Origin of the sequence: Bradyrhizobium sp. CCBAU 53415, from assembly GCF_028128735.1 — a bacterium.
Classification (GTDB): domain Bacteria; phylum Pseudomonadota; class Alphaproteobacteria; order Rhizobiales; family Xanthobacteraceae; genus Bradyrhizobium.
In genome coordinates, this window is record NZ_LBJF01000001.1 from 638,910 (window position 1) to 656,479 (window position 17,570).

Genomic DNA, 17,570 nt, shown 5'->3' on the forward strand with positions numbered 1-17,570 from the left:
GTAATGGCAGTTAACGACGGTTCTGCGAACGCGCCAATTGGATCAGCGCAGCTTTCGAGCCTGCTGGATACGTATGGTGCGAACCGGCCGGCATGGAAAGTCGCAGGGGTAGACTATCACGTCGGCGTGCCCACGGGACTGGCGCTCAAGGATCCGGCAACGATCTCGATGGCAGGCGTGTCCGTTGACACGGCCCACAAGAGCATCACGGTGACGGGCAGCAACGTCACGCTCGACGGTTATGATTTCGGCGGCTGGGCTGTCGTCACCTCGGCAGCGAACACCACCCTGACCAACTCGAACTTCAATGGCTTAAATCCAGGCGGTCCGCAGAGTAGCGTCATCAGCGGTACACAGACCTCCTCCAATCTCCATATCGCCAACTGCACCATCGACGGCCTGAGCGGCGGCGGGCATGCCGAATTTCTCGTCGAAATGGAGGGACCTGGCCTCACGATCGAATACTCGTGGCTGAAGAATTCCAACTCCGACTTGATCGGCCGCCATGGTCAGGACGGTGGCGATATCACGATCCAATATAACCTGCTGCAGCAGGCCGGCATGGGCGGCTCAGGCACCCACGGCGACTATCTGCAAGTTTATGGTCCGACCATTGATTCGACCCACATCCTTTACAACACGGCGGTCCAGGATGGCGGTACGACCCAGGGCTTCATTGCCGACAACACGAAGTCGGGCGAGTTCGCCGGCAACACGCTGATCGGCAGCGTCAGCTATTGGATGTCCGTCTCCGGTCCGGGGACCGATGCCGCCAATCTCAGCGGGGCATTTTCCACGCACGACAACTATTTCGATGTGACCAAAGCCCTCGGCTTTAACTATCCGGCCGCCGGGCCGGACGACTCCTATTCCAAGACCTCCTTCGTGCACAATGTGAACATGGTGACCGGCGAGGTCGAGCAGGATGCCAATGCGCCTGCTTACACCGGGCCCACCTACACGGCGCCGAACTCACCTGCTCCGAGCGCCCCTGCTGCACCGGTTATCGCCTCCTTCTCGGGCGACAGCGGCGTTGCCGGCGACGGTATCACGAACGATACCACCATCGAGCTCAAAGGCGCAGCTGCGGCCAACAGCACGGTCAAGATCTACGACGGTTCGACGCAAATCGGTACGACCACTGCGAGCTCGACCGGCAGCTGGGACTACATCACCAAGGTCCTGACCGACGCCAAGCATACGCTCACCGCGACTGCGACCAACTCGTCGGGCCAGACCAGCGCGGCGTCGGCTGCGACGGTTGTCACCATCGACAGCAAGGCACCGGCTGCTCCGACGATCGCGAGCGACACCGTGAACTCCGCCAATCAGGTGGTAGTGACGGGAACTGCCGAAGCGAACAGCGCGATCAAGGTGTATGACGGAACGACGCAGGTCGGGACGGCGACAACCAACTCGAGCGGTGCGTGGAGTGTCACGACGTCTGCGCTGTCGTCCGGTTCGCACCTGCTGACGGCCAAGGCGACGGACGTTGCCGGCAACGTCAGCGCTGCGTCGACGGCTGTGGATCCGGTCATTGGTTCCGGAACGACGGGCTCCACCGGCTCGGGCACGTCCGGTTCGGGTACCTCGGGTACAGGTACTTCCGGCTCGGGCACGTCTGGCTCAGGTACCTCGGGTACAGGCACCTCCGGCTCGGGTACTTCCGGATCGGGTACCTCTGGCACCGGCACATCGGGCACGGGCACCTCTGCACCGGCCGCACCGAAGATCGCCACTTTTTCGAAAGACACCGGTGTCGCCGGTGATCACATCACGAGCGACAACACGCTGACCCTGACGGGGACCGCGGCAGCCAACAGCACGGTCAAGGTGTTCGACGGCAAGACCCAGCTCGGCACGGTCACGGCGGATGCGAAGGGAGCGTGGCACTACTCGACTGCAGCGCTGCCCGACGGCAAGCACAGCTTCACCGCGACCGATACGGTTTCCAGCGTCACCAGCAAGGCATCGACTGCGCTGGATGTTACGGTGGATACCGCTGCCCCCGATGCTCCGGTTATGTTGAGCGATTCGACCACGCATAACCGGGCAACGGTATCCGGCACCGCGGAAGCGGGGAGCTTGATCAAGCTCTATGAGGGCACGAACCTGCTCGGTACCGCGACCGTTGCAAGTGACGGCGGCTGGAGCGTGACGACCCCGAATCTCAAGCAGGGGTCCCACACCTTCACCGCGACGGCCACCGACGCTGCCGGCAACACCAGCGCCTTGTCGCAGCCGATTGATCCGCCGATTGGCCCGCACAGCGGCGGCGGCACCTCAACCGTGGAGGTCGCCAATGTGCAGCACCATTGGGGTCACACGGCAACGATCACGGGCACTGCCGATCCCAACAGCGCCATCAAGCTGTTTGACGGCACGACCTCGGTTGGTTCGGTCACCACGGGAGCCGACGGCAAGTGGAGCTTCAAGACCTCGGACCTGTCGGGCAAGAGCCACGCCTTTTCCGCAGAGCAGGTCGACACCACAGGCCACGTGGTCGGGACCAGCTCGGGCGAGGCGATCGTCGGTTCGGGCCGCAGCGACACGCTGACCGGTACCAAGGGCAACGACATCATGGCTGGCAAATGGGGTGCGGATACGTTCCAGTTCGCGTCGAACTTCGGCCATGACGTCATCAAGGACTTCGCTGCCCGCGGGCCGGCTCACGACACGATCGAGTTCAGCAAGAGCGTGTTCGACAGTTTTGCGAGCGTTCTCTCCCACGCGGCCCAGTCGGGCCACGACGTCGTGATCGCGACGGGGAGCGACACCCTCACGCTGAAGAACACGCAGCTCGACAAGCTGAACAGCCACGACTTCCATTTCGCGTAGTCGCGAGTTCGGCGACAGGAAGTAGCCGCCCGACTGTGGTGCAGATCATGGAAGGCGGGGGATGGTCCCCCGCCTTCTTCTATTCCGGCTGCCTCTCTTGCCCTACGCATGAGCAGCTTCGCCGTGTTGGCGGGATACAAGGCGCGGACAGGATCGCTATGCGCGACCTCGGCCGGCCGGCGCTTCGGCGACGGTCTTTCTCGGACCGCCAGCAACCAGGCGCGCGCCGCTACACTTTGTCGCTCCGATTTGACGGTCTTGTCCGGCTCTCATCGCGTCAGGGCGATTGCGAGTGCGTGGGAATAAATAGAATTAAATGCAGTGCCGGTCGCGTGCCCCGCACGGTCTCGTCGGGGCGTTGAAGCAAACGATTTCTGTGGGCTAAGGCCATGCCGCAACGGAAAGCGTGTTGAGTCTGGCTGTCCGGCGTGAGATCAGGGAGATGCGCGACGATTTAATCAGGGAAAATGCGCGATTATTTCGGCGCCGCGAGTTGGCGTGATGGTTAAAAAAACCTCGGCCCGGCCCCCATCTGGTCCCAAAAAAGCCCATGGCGACCGGCACGTGAGGCCAGGCTGATTAACCATGAGGTGGTGATGCGGATCGCCACGATACGCGCTCTGCGAACGACTTCGTCGTGGAGTACGGATCGAAGAAACTGGGAGCGCAGATCAAATGGCAGGATGGCCATCATCTCACGGTAGCGCCGGCAGGCAACACGCTCAAGTTGACAAGGCTCGGTGCGCAGATTGGCCTGACTTCTACTTCGCGTAACTAGCTCGACGACAGGGACATCAAACTCAAATCTGCCTTCGGGATCTTCTTGGGATCGTCACATAAGGCACGGTTCAAGGGTGGGAGCCATGACAAACTTTGAGCGGTGGGGGGTGATCCCCCTGCCAGCAAGCTTTTTTCGGATCCAACTTTCGCATCTGGCGAGATTTGGGGCTGTCGCACGACAGTGGGTGGAAGACGCCGAACTGCGGACGCGAGGCCCGATCGGCTCGGCAAAGCACCTCGTCGAAGTCCTGCGGCAACGACTGTTCTCCGGTCATCCGCGGCCGGCTAACGACTATGATGAGTCGCGGTCGGAGTTGTCGGGCTTCCTGCGGTCTTGCCGCCGGATATTCTGGGCACTTGCGGCCTTCAGCGGGATGAGCAATCTCCTTATGCTCACCGGCTCGTTCTTCATGCTGCAAGTCTACGATCGGGTGCTGCCCGGGCGCAGCATACCGACGCTGATCGCCTTGATGGTTCTGGCCACGGTGCTTTACCTGTTTCAGGGCGGGCTCGACCTCGTCAGGAGCAGGATCAGCGCCCGGGTCGGCCGGTATTTCGATGAAAGGCTCGGCGTTCGCATATTCGACGCGCTCGTTCGCCTGCCCCTGAAGACCAGAGCCGATGGCGACGGCTTGCAGCCGGTGCGCGACCTTGATCAGGTCCGCAGCTTCCTGTCGAGCGGAGGGCCGACGGCGCTGTTCGATCTGCCCTGGATGCCGATCTATCTTGGCGTCTGTTTCCTCTTTCACTTCTGGATTGGCGTCACTGCGCTGGCCGGCGCGCTGGTGCTGGTCGGCATTACGGTGCTCACGGAGACCCGGACACGAGGGCCGGCAAAGGCGTCCTCGCGTCTTGCGGTCTCGCGAACGGCATTGGCGCTCGAGGGGCGGCGAAATGCCGAGGTTCTGCAGGCCATGGGCATGCGGCAGCAGGCGGCGTTGCGCTGGCAGGAAGTCAACGCGAAGTACCTCGCGGCCCATGAGCGGGCCAGCGACGTCGCAAACGGGCTCGGGGGGGCCTCCAAGATCTTTCGAGCGATCCTGCAATCGCTGGTTCTTGCCGTCGGCGCGGTTCTCGTCATCAACCAGGAATCGACGGCCGGCATCATCATTGCCGGATCGATCCTCACCGCGCGGGCGCTGGCGCCCGTCGAAATGGCTATTGCGAACTGGAAGGGTTTCGTCGCCGCGCGGCAGTCGGGGCAACGGCTTGATCATCTGCTGAAGCTGCTGCCTCACGAGGAGGAGCGGCTGGCATTGCCTCCCCCTGCCGAAACGCTCACGGTCGAGCATCTCTATATCGGCGCGCCAAACTCGGAGAAGCCCACGCTCGGCGAAGTGTCGTTCCAACTGCGGAGCGGGCAGGCCGTCGGAATCATCGGGCCGAGCGGATCCGGCAAATCCACGCTGGCGCGAGCGCTGGTGGGGGTATGGCCGTGCATTCGCGGCCGGATACGGCTGGACAATGCCGCACTCGATCACTGGTCTTCGGATGCCCTCGGCAAGCACATCGGCTATCTGCCCCAGGACGTCGAATTGTTCGACGGTAGCATTGCCATGAACATCGCACGGTTCGATCCGCAGGCGACGGCTGCCGCTGTTCTGGAGGCCGCACATGCCGCCGGTGCGCACGATCTCGTCCTTTCGCTTCCGGACGGCTACGGCACGAAAATCGGCGAGGGAGGACTGGCGCTGTCCGCCGGGCAGCGGCAGCGCATCGGTCTCGCGCGTGCCTTCTACGGTAAACCCTTCCTGGTCGTGCTCGATGAGCCCTCCTCCAATCTCGATGCCGAGGGCGAGGAGGCGCTGACCGAGGCGATCCTGAACGTGCGCCGCCGCGGTGGGATTGTCGCCGTCGTCGCGCATCGTCCCAAGGCGCTTGAAGGCGTAGACCATGTCCTGTGCCTTGGCGAAGGCAGGGTTCAGTCCTTCGGCAAGCGAGAGGAGGTTCTCAAGAAAGTGTTGCGGAATCCGGTGCCGCTCAAGGTCGTCGCCGAAGCTCACGGAGGAGGGCGATGAACGCTCAGGTAGCGCCGGCGCTGCAATCCATCCAGCGTTACATGATCGTCGGAATGATCATGCTCGCTCTGGTGACCTTTGGGGTCGGCGGCTGGGCGACGACGACCCAATTGTCGGGCGCGGTGATCGCCCAGGGCGTGGTCGTGGTGGATTCGAGCGTCAAGAAGGTTCAGCACGCCACCGGCGGGATCGTGGGAGAGTTGCGCGTGCGGCAGGGCGACCGGGTCAAGGCGGGCGACATTCTGATACGCCTCGACGAGACTCAGACGCTCGCGAATGCGACAATCGTCACCAACAGCATCGATGAGCTGCTCGCGCGGCAGGCGCGTCTCGAGGCCGAGCGCGATGGTTCCGAGCGGGTGACGTTTCCCAAAGTGCTGCTCGACCGAGCCAAGGAGAACAACTCGGAAGCGAGCCGTGCGATCGCCGCGGAGCGGAAGCTGTTTGACCTGCGTCGCCAGGCGAGGAGCGGCCAGAAGGCGCAGCTGCAGGAGAAAAGCACGCAGCTGGAGAACGAGATCAAGGGCTATGTGGGGCAGACCGAGGCCAAGCAGAAGGAAGTCGAATTCATCCGGCAGGAGCTGGAGGGCGTGCGCAGCCTCTGGCAGAAGAATCTGGTGCCGATCACGCGGCTCAATTCCCTCGAGCGCGACTCGGCCCGCATCGAAGGCGAGCGCAGCCAGCTCGCAGGAATGATTGCTCAGTCGAAGGGCAAGATCTCCGAAATCGGACTCCAGATCATTCAGGTCGACCAAGACCTTCGGACGGAGGTCGGTAAGGACCTGATCGAGACGCGCTCGAAACTCTCCGAACTGAGCGAGCGCAGAACTGCGGCGGTCGATCAATTGAATCGGGTCGACATCAGGGCACCGCAATCCGGCCGCGTCCACGAACTCAGCGTCCACACGGTCGGAGGTGTAATCGCACCCGGCGAGCAAATCATGCTGATCGTGCCTGACGCGGATTCGCTCGCCGTCGAGGTCAAGATCGCACCGAAGGACATCGACCAGGTCTATGTGGGGCAGACCGCGACAATGCGCTTCGCGGCCTTCAACCAGAAGACCACGCCCGAAATCGACGGCGAGGTCAGCATGGTCTCGGCGGACATTACGCAGGATCAGCGTGCCGGCACGAGCTACTATACCGGGCGCGTCCTGCTGAAGCCCGAAGAGCTGGCGAAACTCGGGTCGGCCAAGCTGCTGCCCGGCATGCCGGTGGAGGTCTTCATCAAGACGGCAGGTCGGACCGCGCTGTCCTACCTGCTCAAGCCGCTGCACGATCAGGCCGAGCGTGCATTCAAGGAGCGCTGACTCCTCGGGAAGCTAGCGGCGCTCGACTTCAGGGCGATCGGGCCAACGCCTATACGTGGGCGTCGGCGTTGGGGCAGCAGCCTCTGAAGGCACGGCGTCAGCACCGGGCGTGCCCGACCGACGAAAGAGCGTCACGAGCCGAGACGGAATCTGCAGCCTGGCTTGAAGACCCAACCGCGCCGTTCTGGTGATGTCAGCTCGCCGCAAGAGGTCTGGCGGGGCGAACATGGTGAGGTTGCCCCACCTCCCGATCAACCGCAGTAGAGCACGCGGCTTTCGACGGATCGAGCGTGGCGGATGCCTGTTGCTCCTGGGTGGAACTACCGATCGCTCGAGCGACCGTCCGCTCAGCACGTCCATTCGCTTGGCGTACAGGGTCATCACCGCCACACAGGCAAGTATTATAGTTTCGGCCCCCAGAATGACGAGCAGCTCACCTGGCATTTTAAATCTGTCCTCCCCGAGGAAGGCCTGTTTGAAGATCTGGCCTCGGTGAACAGCTGGTTCAATCGACGATTGGCTGGATAGTCTCGACAGCCGTCACAACACGACAGCGCGCCGGCATGAGTCGTAACTGGGGCTGCGTCGCGCCGAACCGGCATTCGTCCGCTTACGCAACTGTGGCCTGCCGGTCGAGACGGCGGTGGGACCCGGCTTGCAAACAGCGCGGGGGCATGAAGCTGGCGGCCGTTACCTCCCTGCTCGCACGCCATACGCCCTGAGCAGGATTGTTCGACTTCGCGCGGTACAGAGCTCGATCACGTCGTGCCTAGTCCGGTTTGCGTTGACGGCGCCTGACTATCCAATAGGCCGCATAGGCAACCGCGGCGAAGGATAGCCCCGCGCCCGCGACCGGTCCAGGCGCGCCCTGTGCTGTTCCCTGGCCGACGTAGGTGTAGCTTTGGTCAGGAGGAAAGAACAGCGTAGCCGTGAAATAGACGCCGGCCGGCACCGCTGCGGCCATCGTGAGGAAAATTGCGAGGACCCACCCGGGCAACGTCATGGCCTTTTCTCCTGCAGTTTATAAAATAAATGTTCACGGTATTATAATCAACAAAAATTAAATCCATGTCAATATAAATCTCGGAAAGAGCTTGATGGAGAATACGCGCGCAACGATTTGACGCCAGGACATCAAGACCCGATGGTCGCACGAGAAAGTCGAAACTAAATCACGTGGTGCGATCCTGAATCGTCGCCCATGGGAGCCGTTCCGCGTTGCAGCCCAAGCTCTCAGCCACGTCGATGACCGGAGTGATGTGTTGAACGAATCCGAGTTCGCGAAGAAATCTCGACCACAGATAATGAAGCACCGTCCAGGCTATCGGCTGTTGCGCGTACACTTCGCCCCGAAACACGACGAACGAGCGATCGGTCCCTGTTGCCAGATGTCGAACGAGATTTCTGTTGGAGCCGTCGGGAGTAAGCCTTGCGACCTGCAATTGACATGACGCTCTGGTGGCGCGGATGATCAGAGTGCCGGTCGTAACTTCATTGGTCGCTACGACGCTGAAGTGATTTTGTTCGAGAAATCTAACAAGATCCTCTCTTAGCTGGCCTGGATTTTCGAAGGGTATCGCAATCTTCCATGCAGTGGCCAGCAACAGCACGGCGGCGATAACCCAGTTAAAGCGGACGGAGCAGCTCACGCCTCACCCCCAGCAAGCAGAAGCCGACCGTCAGGCCCAAAATGGCTGTGTTCGCGACCGCGCCTCCCCACCAACTATGGAACATGGCGTAGTGCCATTGGCTCAAACCCATGAAGCTTATACGAGTGACATTCACAGCTACGACCGAGAAGCAAGCCATCAGACACCAGAATAGATCGTAAGCAGATCTCTTGTGGCCGGCTAACTGGCTCACAGTCACCCAGCAGAGAAATGCAAGCGACACGTTTGCGAGCGAGGAACAGCCCGGCAGAATGACGAGAACGCCGGACGCGTCGGCAAATTCGACGACGTCCCCGGTTCGGGGGGTGCGCAATATCCAACCGACGAGTGCGGCGTCGATCCGCAAAATCAGCTCAGCAAAGAAATGAAATAACAACCGGCTCCAAAGCATGGGCACAGTAACGGCAAGAAGAATAAGAGTGCCACGCCGCGTCGAAGAGGCACCCGACGTGCTGATGACATGGAGACTGAGCGCGGTTACCGCCAGCCAGCTGGCGGGACCCACCGGTAGAATAGCGAGCAGCACAAAGGCCGCTCCCAAGACGAGTTCTGAAGAACGAATCCCAACCGTTCGGTCTTGAAGAACGAGGGAAACTCCGGCGACACACGATATCCAAACGATTATACTGATCTCAAAGGTGTCGAGAAACGCGTCTAGCCATCCACGTCCGTGGACCGATTGAATGACACGGGATGCAAGGCCACTGGCGCACCCCAGAGCAAATAATCCTCCGAAGTATCCGCCACGAGTTAGATCCTTCACCAGGGGCGATGCGTAACTTCCGACAATCGGTTCATCCGAAGCAGTCATAATGTAAATGCCTCGTGCCACTTCAGCCTAGCCGTGAGAGGCCCAGGCGACAACCGGAGTGCCATTTCGAACTCTCCGAGGTCTCTCCATCCCTGGAGCCTCCGCGGCGGTCGAGTACATGCAAGGGCTCCTTGCAAGCGGTCGTCCTGCTCGGTCCGAGACCTCGGTGCGTCAGTTCGACCGACCAGCCACCAAACGGCTGGGATCGCGTGGGTAGGTTGGCCGTTCAGGGCATTGCTACACACGAGGTGGCGCACGCCGGCATCGCATGAGCCTCGGGATCGTGGCATGCGGACTAACCCACTGCCTTGAAGGTCGCGACTTGCATCACCCATGCCGCGGAACCTTGGAGAAGCGCGGTCGCATTGTAGGTACCCGTGGCGGTTACGAAACGGTCCTGAGCAATATCAAGGTCGGGTCTCGTAATGAGACGCGTGGTAAAACCACTGCCTGCCTCCGTAAACCCACCGACGGTCGTTCCGGCACCAAAAATGAGTTCGTGCGCGGTGGAGGTCGTAACGACTCCACTGTTTGCCGAACTGGTGGTGCCTGACGCCGAGGTGCCTACATCAAACGGATTGAGGGGAGCGAGACCACTGTACTCCAGGGCGCGAATGTCCACGTATTGAGTCGCAGTGTTGAAGGTCACTGTCACAGTGTTCGCGCCAGCGGCGGCTTGCTTGATATTCGGGGCGTAGTAGATGGCCTGGCTGATACCGCTGCCTCGCGCCGTCGGGACGGCGAGCTGATAGACGTTGCCGGCCGAGTCCGTGACTGACGTGATGTTCGATGTCGTATTATTCCATCCGATTACGAGGATGTTCGTATTCCCTGTCGTCTGGGCATTCGTGTAGGCCACCGATACCTGAGTCTGGTTGGTTTGTGGGGTGGCGTAATTAGCTTGGACGAATGCCAATGGTGCCGGCGCCGTGACTGCATCGTACGTGGCAGTGTAGGTGGCACCGCCAACGGGAACGACAATAATGTGGTCCTGAGTGCCGCCATCCGACCACGAGACGAAGTTGTAGGTGGTCGCGCCGACCGTCGTGTTGCGGGCTTCGATTTCGTGGTTGAAGCCGATGAGCGTATCGTAGGTGAAAGGTGTCGTATGCGCGATACCGTCCAGGTACAGCGTGACGCCGGCCGGCGCCGTGGCGAAGTTTAGATCGACCTTATCAGGGAAGATCGTGACGGATTGGCTCGATTGCAGCCCGCTGGAATCGGTTACGGTGAGCGTTATTCGATACCGCGTGAATCCGCTGAAGTCGTGACCGCTAGTCGGAATCGTGAACGTTCCGCTCGTCACGCCGGTGATGGGAATCCCGGGATGAACATGGCCTTCATGGAGGAAATCGATATTCCAGGTATAAGCACTTGCGGGGAGTGTACCATCTTCGGCATCGGTCGCGGTGCCGCTGAATGTGATCACGTCGCCCGCCCTGAAGGTCGCGCCATCGGTTGGCGCAAGGAGACTGACAACGGGACTATTGCCGACGCTGATCGCGATCGGGGTCGATAGCGTGGAATTGACTCCGTCGGAGACCGTCAGCCGGGCCTGATACGGGCCGGAGACCGTATATGTGTGCGACGGGTTGGCCGCGGTCGAAGTCACGCCGTCACCGAAGTTCCACGAATAGGTGATAGGCTTTCCTTCCGGATCAGATGAACCGCTGCTGGAGAAGTTGACGGTGAGCGGGCTGGGTCCGCTCGTTGGCGATGCGGAAGCCGTCGCGACCGGAGGCAGATCCGATTCAATGAACTCGATGCGGCGGATCTTGCTTACGCCGAATGTGCCGCTGATATCAGAATAGCCGAGGTCGACATAGTAAAGCGCGCCATCGGGACCTTCGGTCAAGTAGACAATGTCGCCGTAGGGGCCATCTACCGAGCCGTCGGCTGGCTCGAAGTTGAAGACGCCGGTGACGTTTCCGTTGGCGTCAAACGTCAGGCGCTTGATCCAGTTCTGAGTGTAATCCGCGAAAAAGAAGCTACCCTGATAGCTGCTTGGGAATTGTGTGCCGTGATAGACAAACCCGGCGACGACTGCGGCGTCGCGTCCATTGTGCGGGTAGTAGTAAGCCGGTGCAGTGTAGGCGGGATTCCCGTTCGGAGTTTCTACGTTTGGCCAGCCGTAATTGGCACCCTTCGCTCCGATGTCGATTTCTTCGATTGCGGTTGAATAGACGTTCCCGCCGACATCGCCAATGATCAGCCGCCCTGTGGGCGCGTCGTAGTAGGCGCGGAAGGGATTCCGCAGACCAAGTGCCCATACCGCATCGTAGTTCGGTCCGTTGCCGTCATAGAACGGATTGTCGGTGGGAACGGTACCGTCCATGTTGTATCGCAGGATCTTGCCGCGCGGCCTCGTGAGATCCTGAGCTTCGCCGGCCTGAAAATGCTCCCCGGTCGTGAGCAGGATCTTGCCGTCGTTGCTGAAGTTGATTGCTCCGCCGTGGTGCTCGGCATTGGCAATTTCCGTGTCCTGATAAATGACGAACTCGCTGCCGGGAACGGTGCCCGTCAGCGTTGCGTTCGCCGTGAAGCGCGAGAAGCGATCCACGTTCGGCGTCCCGAGCGTATAGAAGATGTAATAGTAGTGGTTGGTGCTGAAGTTAGGGTCGAGCGCTATGTCATAGATTCCTTGCTGTACGCCCGCCGAGCCGATGTTGGTGAGTTGCAGGAAAGGCGTCGGATCGGGCGTGGTATAAGGCGGCGGCAATATCTTGATTGTACCCGCAAGTTCCACCACGAGCATGCGGCCGTCGGGAAGGAATTTGATCGCGGTCGGCAGATTGAATCCCGTCGCCAGGATTTCGTTCTGGAAGAAGCTGCTGTTCGCGACGTTGACGGTTATCGGTGCTGACAGTGTCGTATGGCCGTCTATGTCGGTCGCCATCGCCGTGATAGTGTGTGCGCCGTTGCTTGCCGTGCGCGTGTCCCACGCAAGCGCGAAAGGATCGGTCGTATCGGGGGAGCCGGTTGCCACGTTGTCGATATAGAACTGCACATTGGCGATACCGGTATCGTCGGTTGCATCCGCGGTCACATTGACGATGCCGCTAACTTGCGCGCCATTGATTGGGGAATCTATCAAGACCTGCGGTGATCCCGCCGTCGGGTTGCCGACGGGCGTCGCCATGTCCGATTGCACTTGCGCAGAGGTCAGTACGCGGTTGTAGATGCGCAGATCGTCGAGCGCTCCCTTGTAGAATTGGGCGGTCGACGCATCCGCTCCGATGCTCATGGGGTTGCCGCGCGCCGTGATGGTTGCTGACAGCGCTTGCGTGTTGACGAGGATTCCGTTGACATAGGTCTTGACTTGCGCACCATCAAAAGTGATGGCGAGGTGAGACCACTGGTTGAATGGCAAAGTGGTTCCTCCGGCGGCGAGGCGCGCGCCACTGGATGTCCCAATATAGAAATCGGTCTGATTGCCGCCGCGCAGTTCGAGTCCATATTGGTAGTACGGCGACGACATTGTCGTATTCCAGAACTTACCGATGACGACAGCATCGCCGCTCGCGAGCGGCTGGGGATTGATCCACATCGACAGTGTAAGGGCATTACCGGAAATGTCGGTCGAGGCAGAGTTTGGAATGGAAATGAAGTCGTTGACTCCGTCAAAGCTCGCGGCGAGCCCATTCTTGCCGGCTACCCAAGCGACGCCGTTGTTGAGTGTCGCCAGGTTCGACTGTCCTGAGGAATCGCCCGCAGTCGTTCCCGATCCCTCATCGAAGGAATAGGCAGCGACCAGACCCGGTGTTTGAGTGTTTGACACCGTGATGCTGACGGGCAGCGAATCGCCGGTGTTTCCGGAAGTATCCCGTGCGCGCGCCGTGATCGTGTGGACACCATTAGCGACCGTCGTTGTGTCCCAGCTGACGCTGTAGGGGGATGTCAGGTCTTCGCCCCCGCCGACCGCGATATTGTCCACCAGGAAGGTCACGCCCGCCACCCCCACATTGTCGGACGCATTGGCACTGATCGTGATCGTACCTGAAACGGTCGTTGATCCCGTCGGCCCTGTGATCGTGGCCGTGGGTAATGTCGTGTCGGGCGACAGCGTCGTGGCGCTGGCCGGTGCGGATTGTCCGGAAAGGTTCGCCGCCGCGTCCCTCGCCTGCACGGTATAAGTGTAGGATGTGCCCGGCGACAAACCGGTATCGCTGAACGTGGTCGTCGCTGGGGTGCCGACTTGCGCACCATTGCGGAAGACCTGATAGCCGGTGACCGCGACATTATCGGTCGAGGCGTTCCACGAAAGATTGATCTGCGTTGTCGAAGCCGCGGTCGCCACCAGGCCCGTAGGAGTCGATGGCGGCGTGGTGTCCTGGGCAGCAGTCGTCGTGAAGGTGGCGTTTGAGCCGATCCTTTCGTTCCCGGCAGCGTCGATCGAACGGACGCGGTAATTGTAAGTGGTGTTGGGAGCAAGACCGGTTAGCGCAACGCTGTGCGCCGTCACCAGGGTCGCATCAAGCGTCGTCGACGATCCGTAACTGGTCGTCAGCCCATACTCGACCCGCGAAGTCGCGGCCTCATTGGTCGTCCACGTGACTCGTGCGGTGCTGGCGGTAATGTTCGTTGCTGTCTGCCCGGAGATCGTTGGTGCGGTCGTGTCGAGCACGATGGTATCTGTCGCCGCCGCGGACCAGTTGCCCGCGGCATCCATGAACTGGACATAGACGGTCTTGGTGCCCGTTGCATTTGACAACGTCCAGGCCTTGGTCGGGGCGAAGGCTTCCGCCGTCGAATACGAACTCCCGCTATTGGAGAAGCGCATCTGCTTGACGGAAGTGATTGCATCGGTCGCAGTGAGCGTAAGCGTGACCGAGGTGCTGTTGGTCGCCGCCGCGCCGCCGTTGATCGTCACCGTACCGGTCGGCGCTTGATTGTCGACCGTGATGTTGACCGGCGTCGAAGTGGTTATGTTATTGGCAGCATCGCGTGCCTGTGCTGTCAGCACATGAGAGCCGTTCGATGCCGTCGTCGTGGTCCATGAGACACCGTACGGCGAGGTGGTATCCTCCTTACCGATCAGGGTGTTGCCGTCCAGCAGGAACTTGACGCCGATAACGCCAACATTGTCTGACGCGTTCGCTGCAAGACTCACCGTTCCGGATACGATCGGGGCCGGAGGCACGAGGGACACGGTTGGAGGCGTCGTGTCCGCCGTTCCGGCGAGAGGCGTTGCCATGTCGGTCTGGATCTGCGCCTGAGTGAGCGCATGGTCGGCGATGCGCACGTCATCGATGCGGCCGGAGAATTCGTAGCCGGTGCTGCCGGCCCGCCGGCCGATGTCCACATTGGCTGTCGAATTCTGCTGGGAACTCGTGACGGTGCCGATCAGCTGACCATTGTCCAGCGTGCCATTGAGGTACACGTCCATGGTCTGGTTCGCAGCGTCATAGACGCCGGCGATGTGGTACCAGGTGTCGAGTTGCAGCGGCGTCGCGCCATAGCGAAACATCGGCTGGCCGGCACTGTTGGTGAGCTTGAATCCGATGGTGCGGGGACCGGTATCGGCGGTGATATCGAGCTGATATCCGGACTCGCCCGATGTACGCTTGGACACGACCGCGGCATCATCGGAGGGGAACGCACTGACGTAAACCCACGCACCGACCGTCATGCTGCCCGTGAATTGTAGCGCAGTCGGATTGCCAAGATTGACGAAGTCGTTCACGCCATCGAGTGCGACTGCATTGCCAAATCGTCCGGTTGTGAAGGTCGGACCGTTCGTGAGCGTGCCGACGATGCCGTGACCCGACGCATCTGCCGTCGTGGTGCCCGAGGCCTCGTTGAAGGCGTAGCCTGCGGTGATGCCGAGGGGATCCGCAGCGAGCAGCATGCGTGGCTCGAGTACCTCGAGGATCAGCGGCGAATGGCTGGCATCGCGCTTGCGATCGTTCCTCGCGCTGCCGTGAAGGATCCGTCGCGACAGATGGCTGAACAGGCCTCTGGAACGTGACATCTTGTCTCCAAATGCCAGAAGCGAAATCGCTACTGCATAATAATATATTTAATTGTCGTTTTATTAATATCACAATATATGGCAATCGCCACTGGTTTATAATATTTTAGGGAGAATATAATCATCGAGTTCCGCGAAGCGAGCCGTCATTCAGTCCCGGCGAAACTGAGAATTCTGTTGAAGCGAAGATCTTCGCTGAGGGCAGCCCGTCTGGCGCGCGCGTGCAAGCGCTCCGCCGCGTGTTGGCCATAACTGCGGAGTGCGCGTCCTGTTGGTCCTGAAATCGGCTGCGCCCGTTTCGATCGCTTGCCTAGCAACCGAAGAAGCTTCGGGTTCATGAAGCGTTTGAAGAGCTCATCATCGAGCGCGACGATCGTTTCGTAGCTACCGGGATCACCCTGGCGACCGGCGCGCCCGAAGAGTTGGCGGTCGATGCGGCGAGACTCGTGATATTCGGTTAGGATGACATGCAGGCCGCCTCGGTTCCGGACCGCAGGATGTAGCTGTATGTCGGTGCCGCGGCCGGCCATGTTGGTGGCGACGGTAATTCGGCCCGGTTGACCCGCGCCCGCAATGATCTCGGCCTCTGCCTGGTCCTGTCGCGCGTTAAGAACCTCGGATTCGAGTCCGGATTTGTTAAGCAGCCGCGCAATTTGCTCAGAGGCTTCAACCGAGCGGGTCCCGACGAGCACGGCGCGACCCTCGCGAACGATGTTGTGAACAGAATCGACCACGGCGTCCCATTTGAGGTTGGCCGTCGGAAACAGGCGTGTGCCGGCATTCGTTCGTCGCAATGGTCGGTTCGTCGGGATACGCGCAACTCGGAGGCCATAGATGCCGTACAGTTCCCCCGTCGGCTCGATCGCCGTCCCGGACATGCCGCAAAGATGCATGTAGCGCTGAAAGAATCGCTGATATGTAATTTGCGCAAGGGTCGTGCGTCGCTCCGTGATGGTGCAATGTTCCTTGGCTTCGATGAGCTGGTGAATGCCGCCTTCCCACGAACGGTCCGGCATGACGCGCCCGGTATATTCGTCGACGATCTGCACCTTGCCATCAGCGACGATATACTGAACGTCGCGTCGGTAGAGATGAAGGGCGGCAAGCGCGTGTTGAGCGAGTTCTTCACGTGCGCGCCGGATCGCCCATAGGCCCGGTTGTCCTGCAGCGAACTGAGCGATCTGGCTCTCGCCGCGGGTTGTTAGCCGCACCGACTTCTCGTTTGCACGCACATGAAAGTCATCGCCGGCCACCAGGCGTCGAGCGAGATCCAGTGCGATCTCGTAGAGGCCGTCGGTGTTCTCGGGCCCTTCTTGCGTTCCGGAGAGGATCAGTGGCACACGGGCCTCATCGATCAGGACGCTGTCAGCCTCATCCACAATCGCAAAATGCAGCCCGCGCAGAAGCAGGGATTGATGGTGACCGGCAGGTCGGCCGTTGAATATCGCGTCGAGAGAAAGTCGAGAACGGGCGCGGCGGGGGCCGAGCGCGAGCCGATCGCGGAGATAGTCGAACACAAGCTCCTTGTTGGTGCAATACGTGACGTCGCTTGCGTAGGCTCTTTGCCGCTCCTGCGGCGACTGCCCAGGCTCGACGAGTCCGACGGTGAGATCAAGCGCGTTGTAGATAGGTGCGAGCTGTTCGGCGTCGCGGCGCGCGAGATAGTCGTTGACCGTGATGATATGAACCGGACGTCCCATGAGTGCGGCGGTGATCGCCGGCAGCAATGCCGTCAAAGTCTTGCCTTCACCGGTTTCCATTTCGGCGACCGCGCCCCCCATCATGGCGGCGCCGCCGAGCAATTGTACCGGGAAGAGACGCTTCCCGACGTGACGTCGCGCCGTCTCGCGCGTAAGTGCAAACGAACGCGCCATCTGGTGCGAGTATAGGGGGGCTGACAGCAATGATGCGCGTAGCTCCTCCGCGCTTTCGCGCAAACGCCGGTTCGTCAGGACAGCGAACTGCGGTTCCAGATCACTGACCAGCCGGACAAAGCGGCCGAGGCGGTCACGCGCGAGGGCCGGCTGCAGGAAGGGCAACACCCGGCCCCAAGCGTCGAGCAGGACGGCGTCGAGCGCAATGTCTCGGCGAGCGGCTTGCTCCGCGTAGGGTGCGTCCACCGATACCGGGGCTGAACCGACAAAGTGTCGTTTGCGCTTGAGCATACGGAGC

Annotated in this window: 8 protein-coding genes; 3 read left to right on the forward strand and 5 right to left on the reverse strand. The window is 60.8% G+C overall.

Translation table 11 applies throughout. The features are described from left to right. Positions 1-3 precede the first annotated feature (3 nt). From XH87_RS02945 to XH87_RS02955, 3 genes are all read left to right on the forward strand, one after another. Complete coding sequence (locus XH87_RS02945; RefSeq protein ID WP_271586103.1) at positions 4-2,838, forward strand: Ig-like domain-containing protein; 2,835 nt, start codon at positions 4-6, stop codon at positions 2,836-2,838. A gap of 863 nt (positions 2,839-3,701) precedes the next feature. After that, positions 3,702-5,636, forward strand: a complete 1,935-nt coding sequence (locus XH87_RS02950) for a type I secretion system permease/ATPase (protein WP_271586104.1) — start codon at positions 3,702-3,704, stop codon at positions 5,634-5,636. Further along, a complete protein-coding gene (locus XH87_RS02955; protein ID WP_271586105.1) occupies positions 5,633-6,946 on the forward strand; it encodes an HlyD family type I secretion periplasmic adaptor subunit in 1,314 nt (437 codons plus the stop codon). The genes XH87_RS02950 and XH87_RS02955 overlap by 4 nt, the downstream gene beginning before the upstream one ends. Before the next feature lie 769 nt (positions 6,947-7,715). On the opposite strand, the gene XH87_RS02960 is transcribed toward XH87_RS02955, so the two are convergent. The 5 genes from XH87_RS02960 to XH87_RS02980 all read right to left on the reverse strand — a co-directional run bounded on the left by XH87_RS02960 (position 7,716) and on the right by XH87_RS02980 (position 17,563). Continuing rightward, on the reverse strand, positions 7,716-7,949 hold the full coding sequence (locus tag XH87_RS02960; RefSeq protein ID WP_271586106.1) for a hypothetical protein: 234 nt from the start codon (positions 7,947-7,949) through the stop codon (positions 7,716-7,718). 169 nt (positions 7,950-8,118) lie between these two features. Then, positions 8,119-8,595 (reverse strand): hypothetical protein, encoded by a 477-nt coding sequence (locus XH87_RS02965; RefSeq protein ID WP_271586107.1) that lies wholly within the window; start codon positions 8,593-8,595, stop codon positions 8,119-8,121. Beyond that, positions 8,573-9,142, reverse strand: a complete 570-nt coding sequence (locus XH87_RS02970) for a hypothetical protein (RefSeq protein WP_271586108.1) — start codon at positions 9,140-9,142, stop codon at positions 8,573-8,575. Before XH87_RS02970 ends, XH87_RS02965 begins: the two co-directional genes overlap by 23 nt. A 580-nt stretch (positions 9,143-9,722) precedes the next feature. Further along, a complete protein-coding gene (locus tag XH87_RS02975) occupies positions 9,723-15,398 on the reverse strand; it encodes a LamG-like jellyroll fold domain-containing protein (RefSeq protein WP_271586109.1) in 5,676 nt (1,891 codons plus the stop codon). Between the two features lie 146 nt (positions 15,399-15,544). Beyond that, positions 15,545-17,563 (reverse strand): preprotein translocase subunit SecA, encoded by a 2,019-nt coding sequence (locus tag XH87_RS02980; RefSeq protein ID WP_271586110.1) that lies wholly within the window; start codon positions 17,561-17,563, stop codon positions 15,545-15,547. Positions 17,564-17,570: the final 7 nt, after the last annotated feature.

Coding starts and splice junctions, on each gene's coding strand:
- XH87_RS02945 (WP_271586103.1), top strand. CDS start 4: ATGGCAGTTAACGACGGTTCTGCGAACGCGCCAATTGGATCAGCGCAG.
- XH87_RS02950 (WP_271586104.1), top strand. CDS start 3,702: ATGACAAACTTTGAGCGGTGGGGGGTGATCCCCCTGCCAGCAAGCTTT.
- XH87_RS02955 (WP_271586105.1), top strand. CDS start 5,633: ATGAACGCTCAGGTAGCGCCGGCGCTGCAATCCATCCAGCGTTACATG.
- XH87_RS02960 (WP_271586106.1), bottom strand. CDS start 7,949: ATGACGTTGCCCGGGTGGGTCCTCGCAATTTTCCTCACGATGGCCGCA.
- XH87_RS02975 (WP_271586109.1), bottom strand. CDS start 15,398: ATGTCACGTTCCAGAGGCCTGTTCAGCCATCTGTCGCGACGGATCCTT.
- XH87_RS02980 (WP_271586110.1), bottom strand. CDS start 17,563: ATGCTCAAGCGCAAACGACACTTTGTCGGTTCAGCCCCGGTATCGGTG.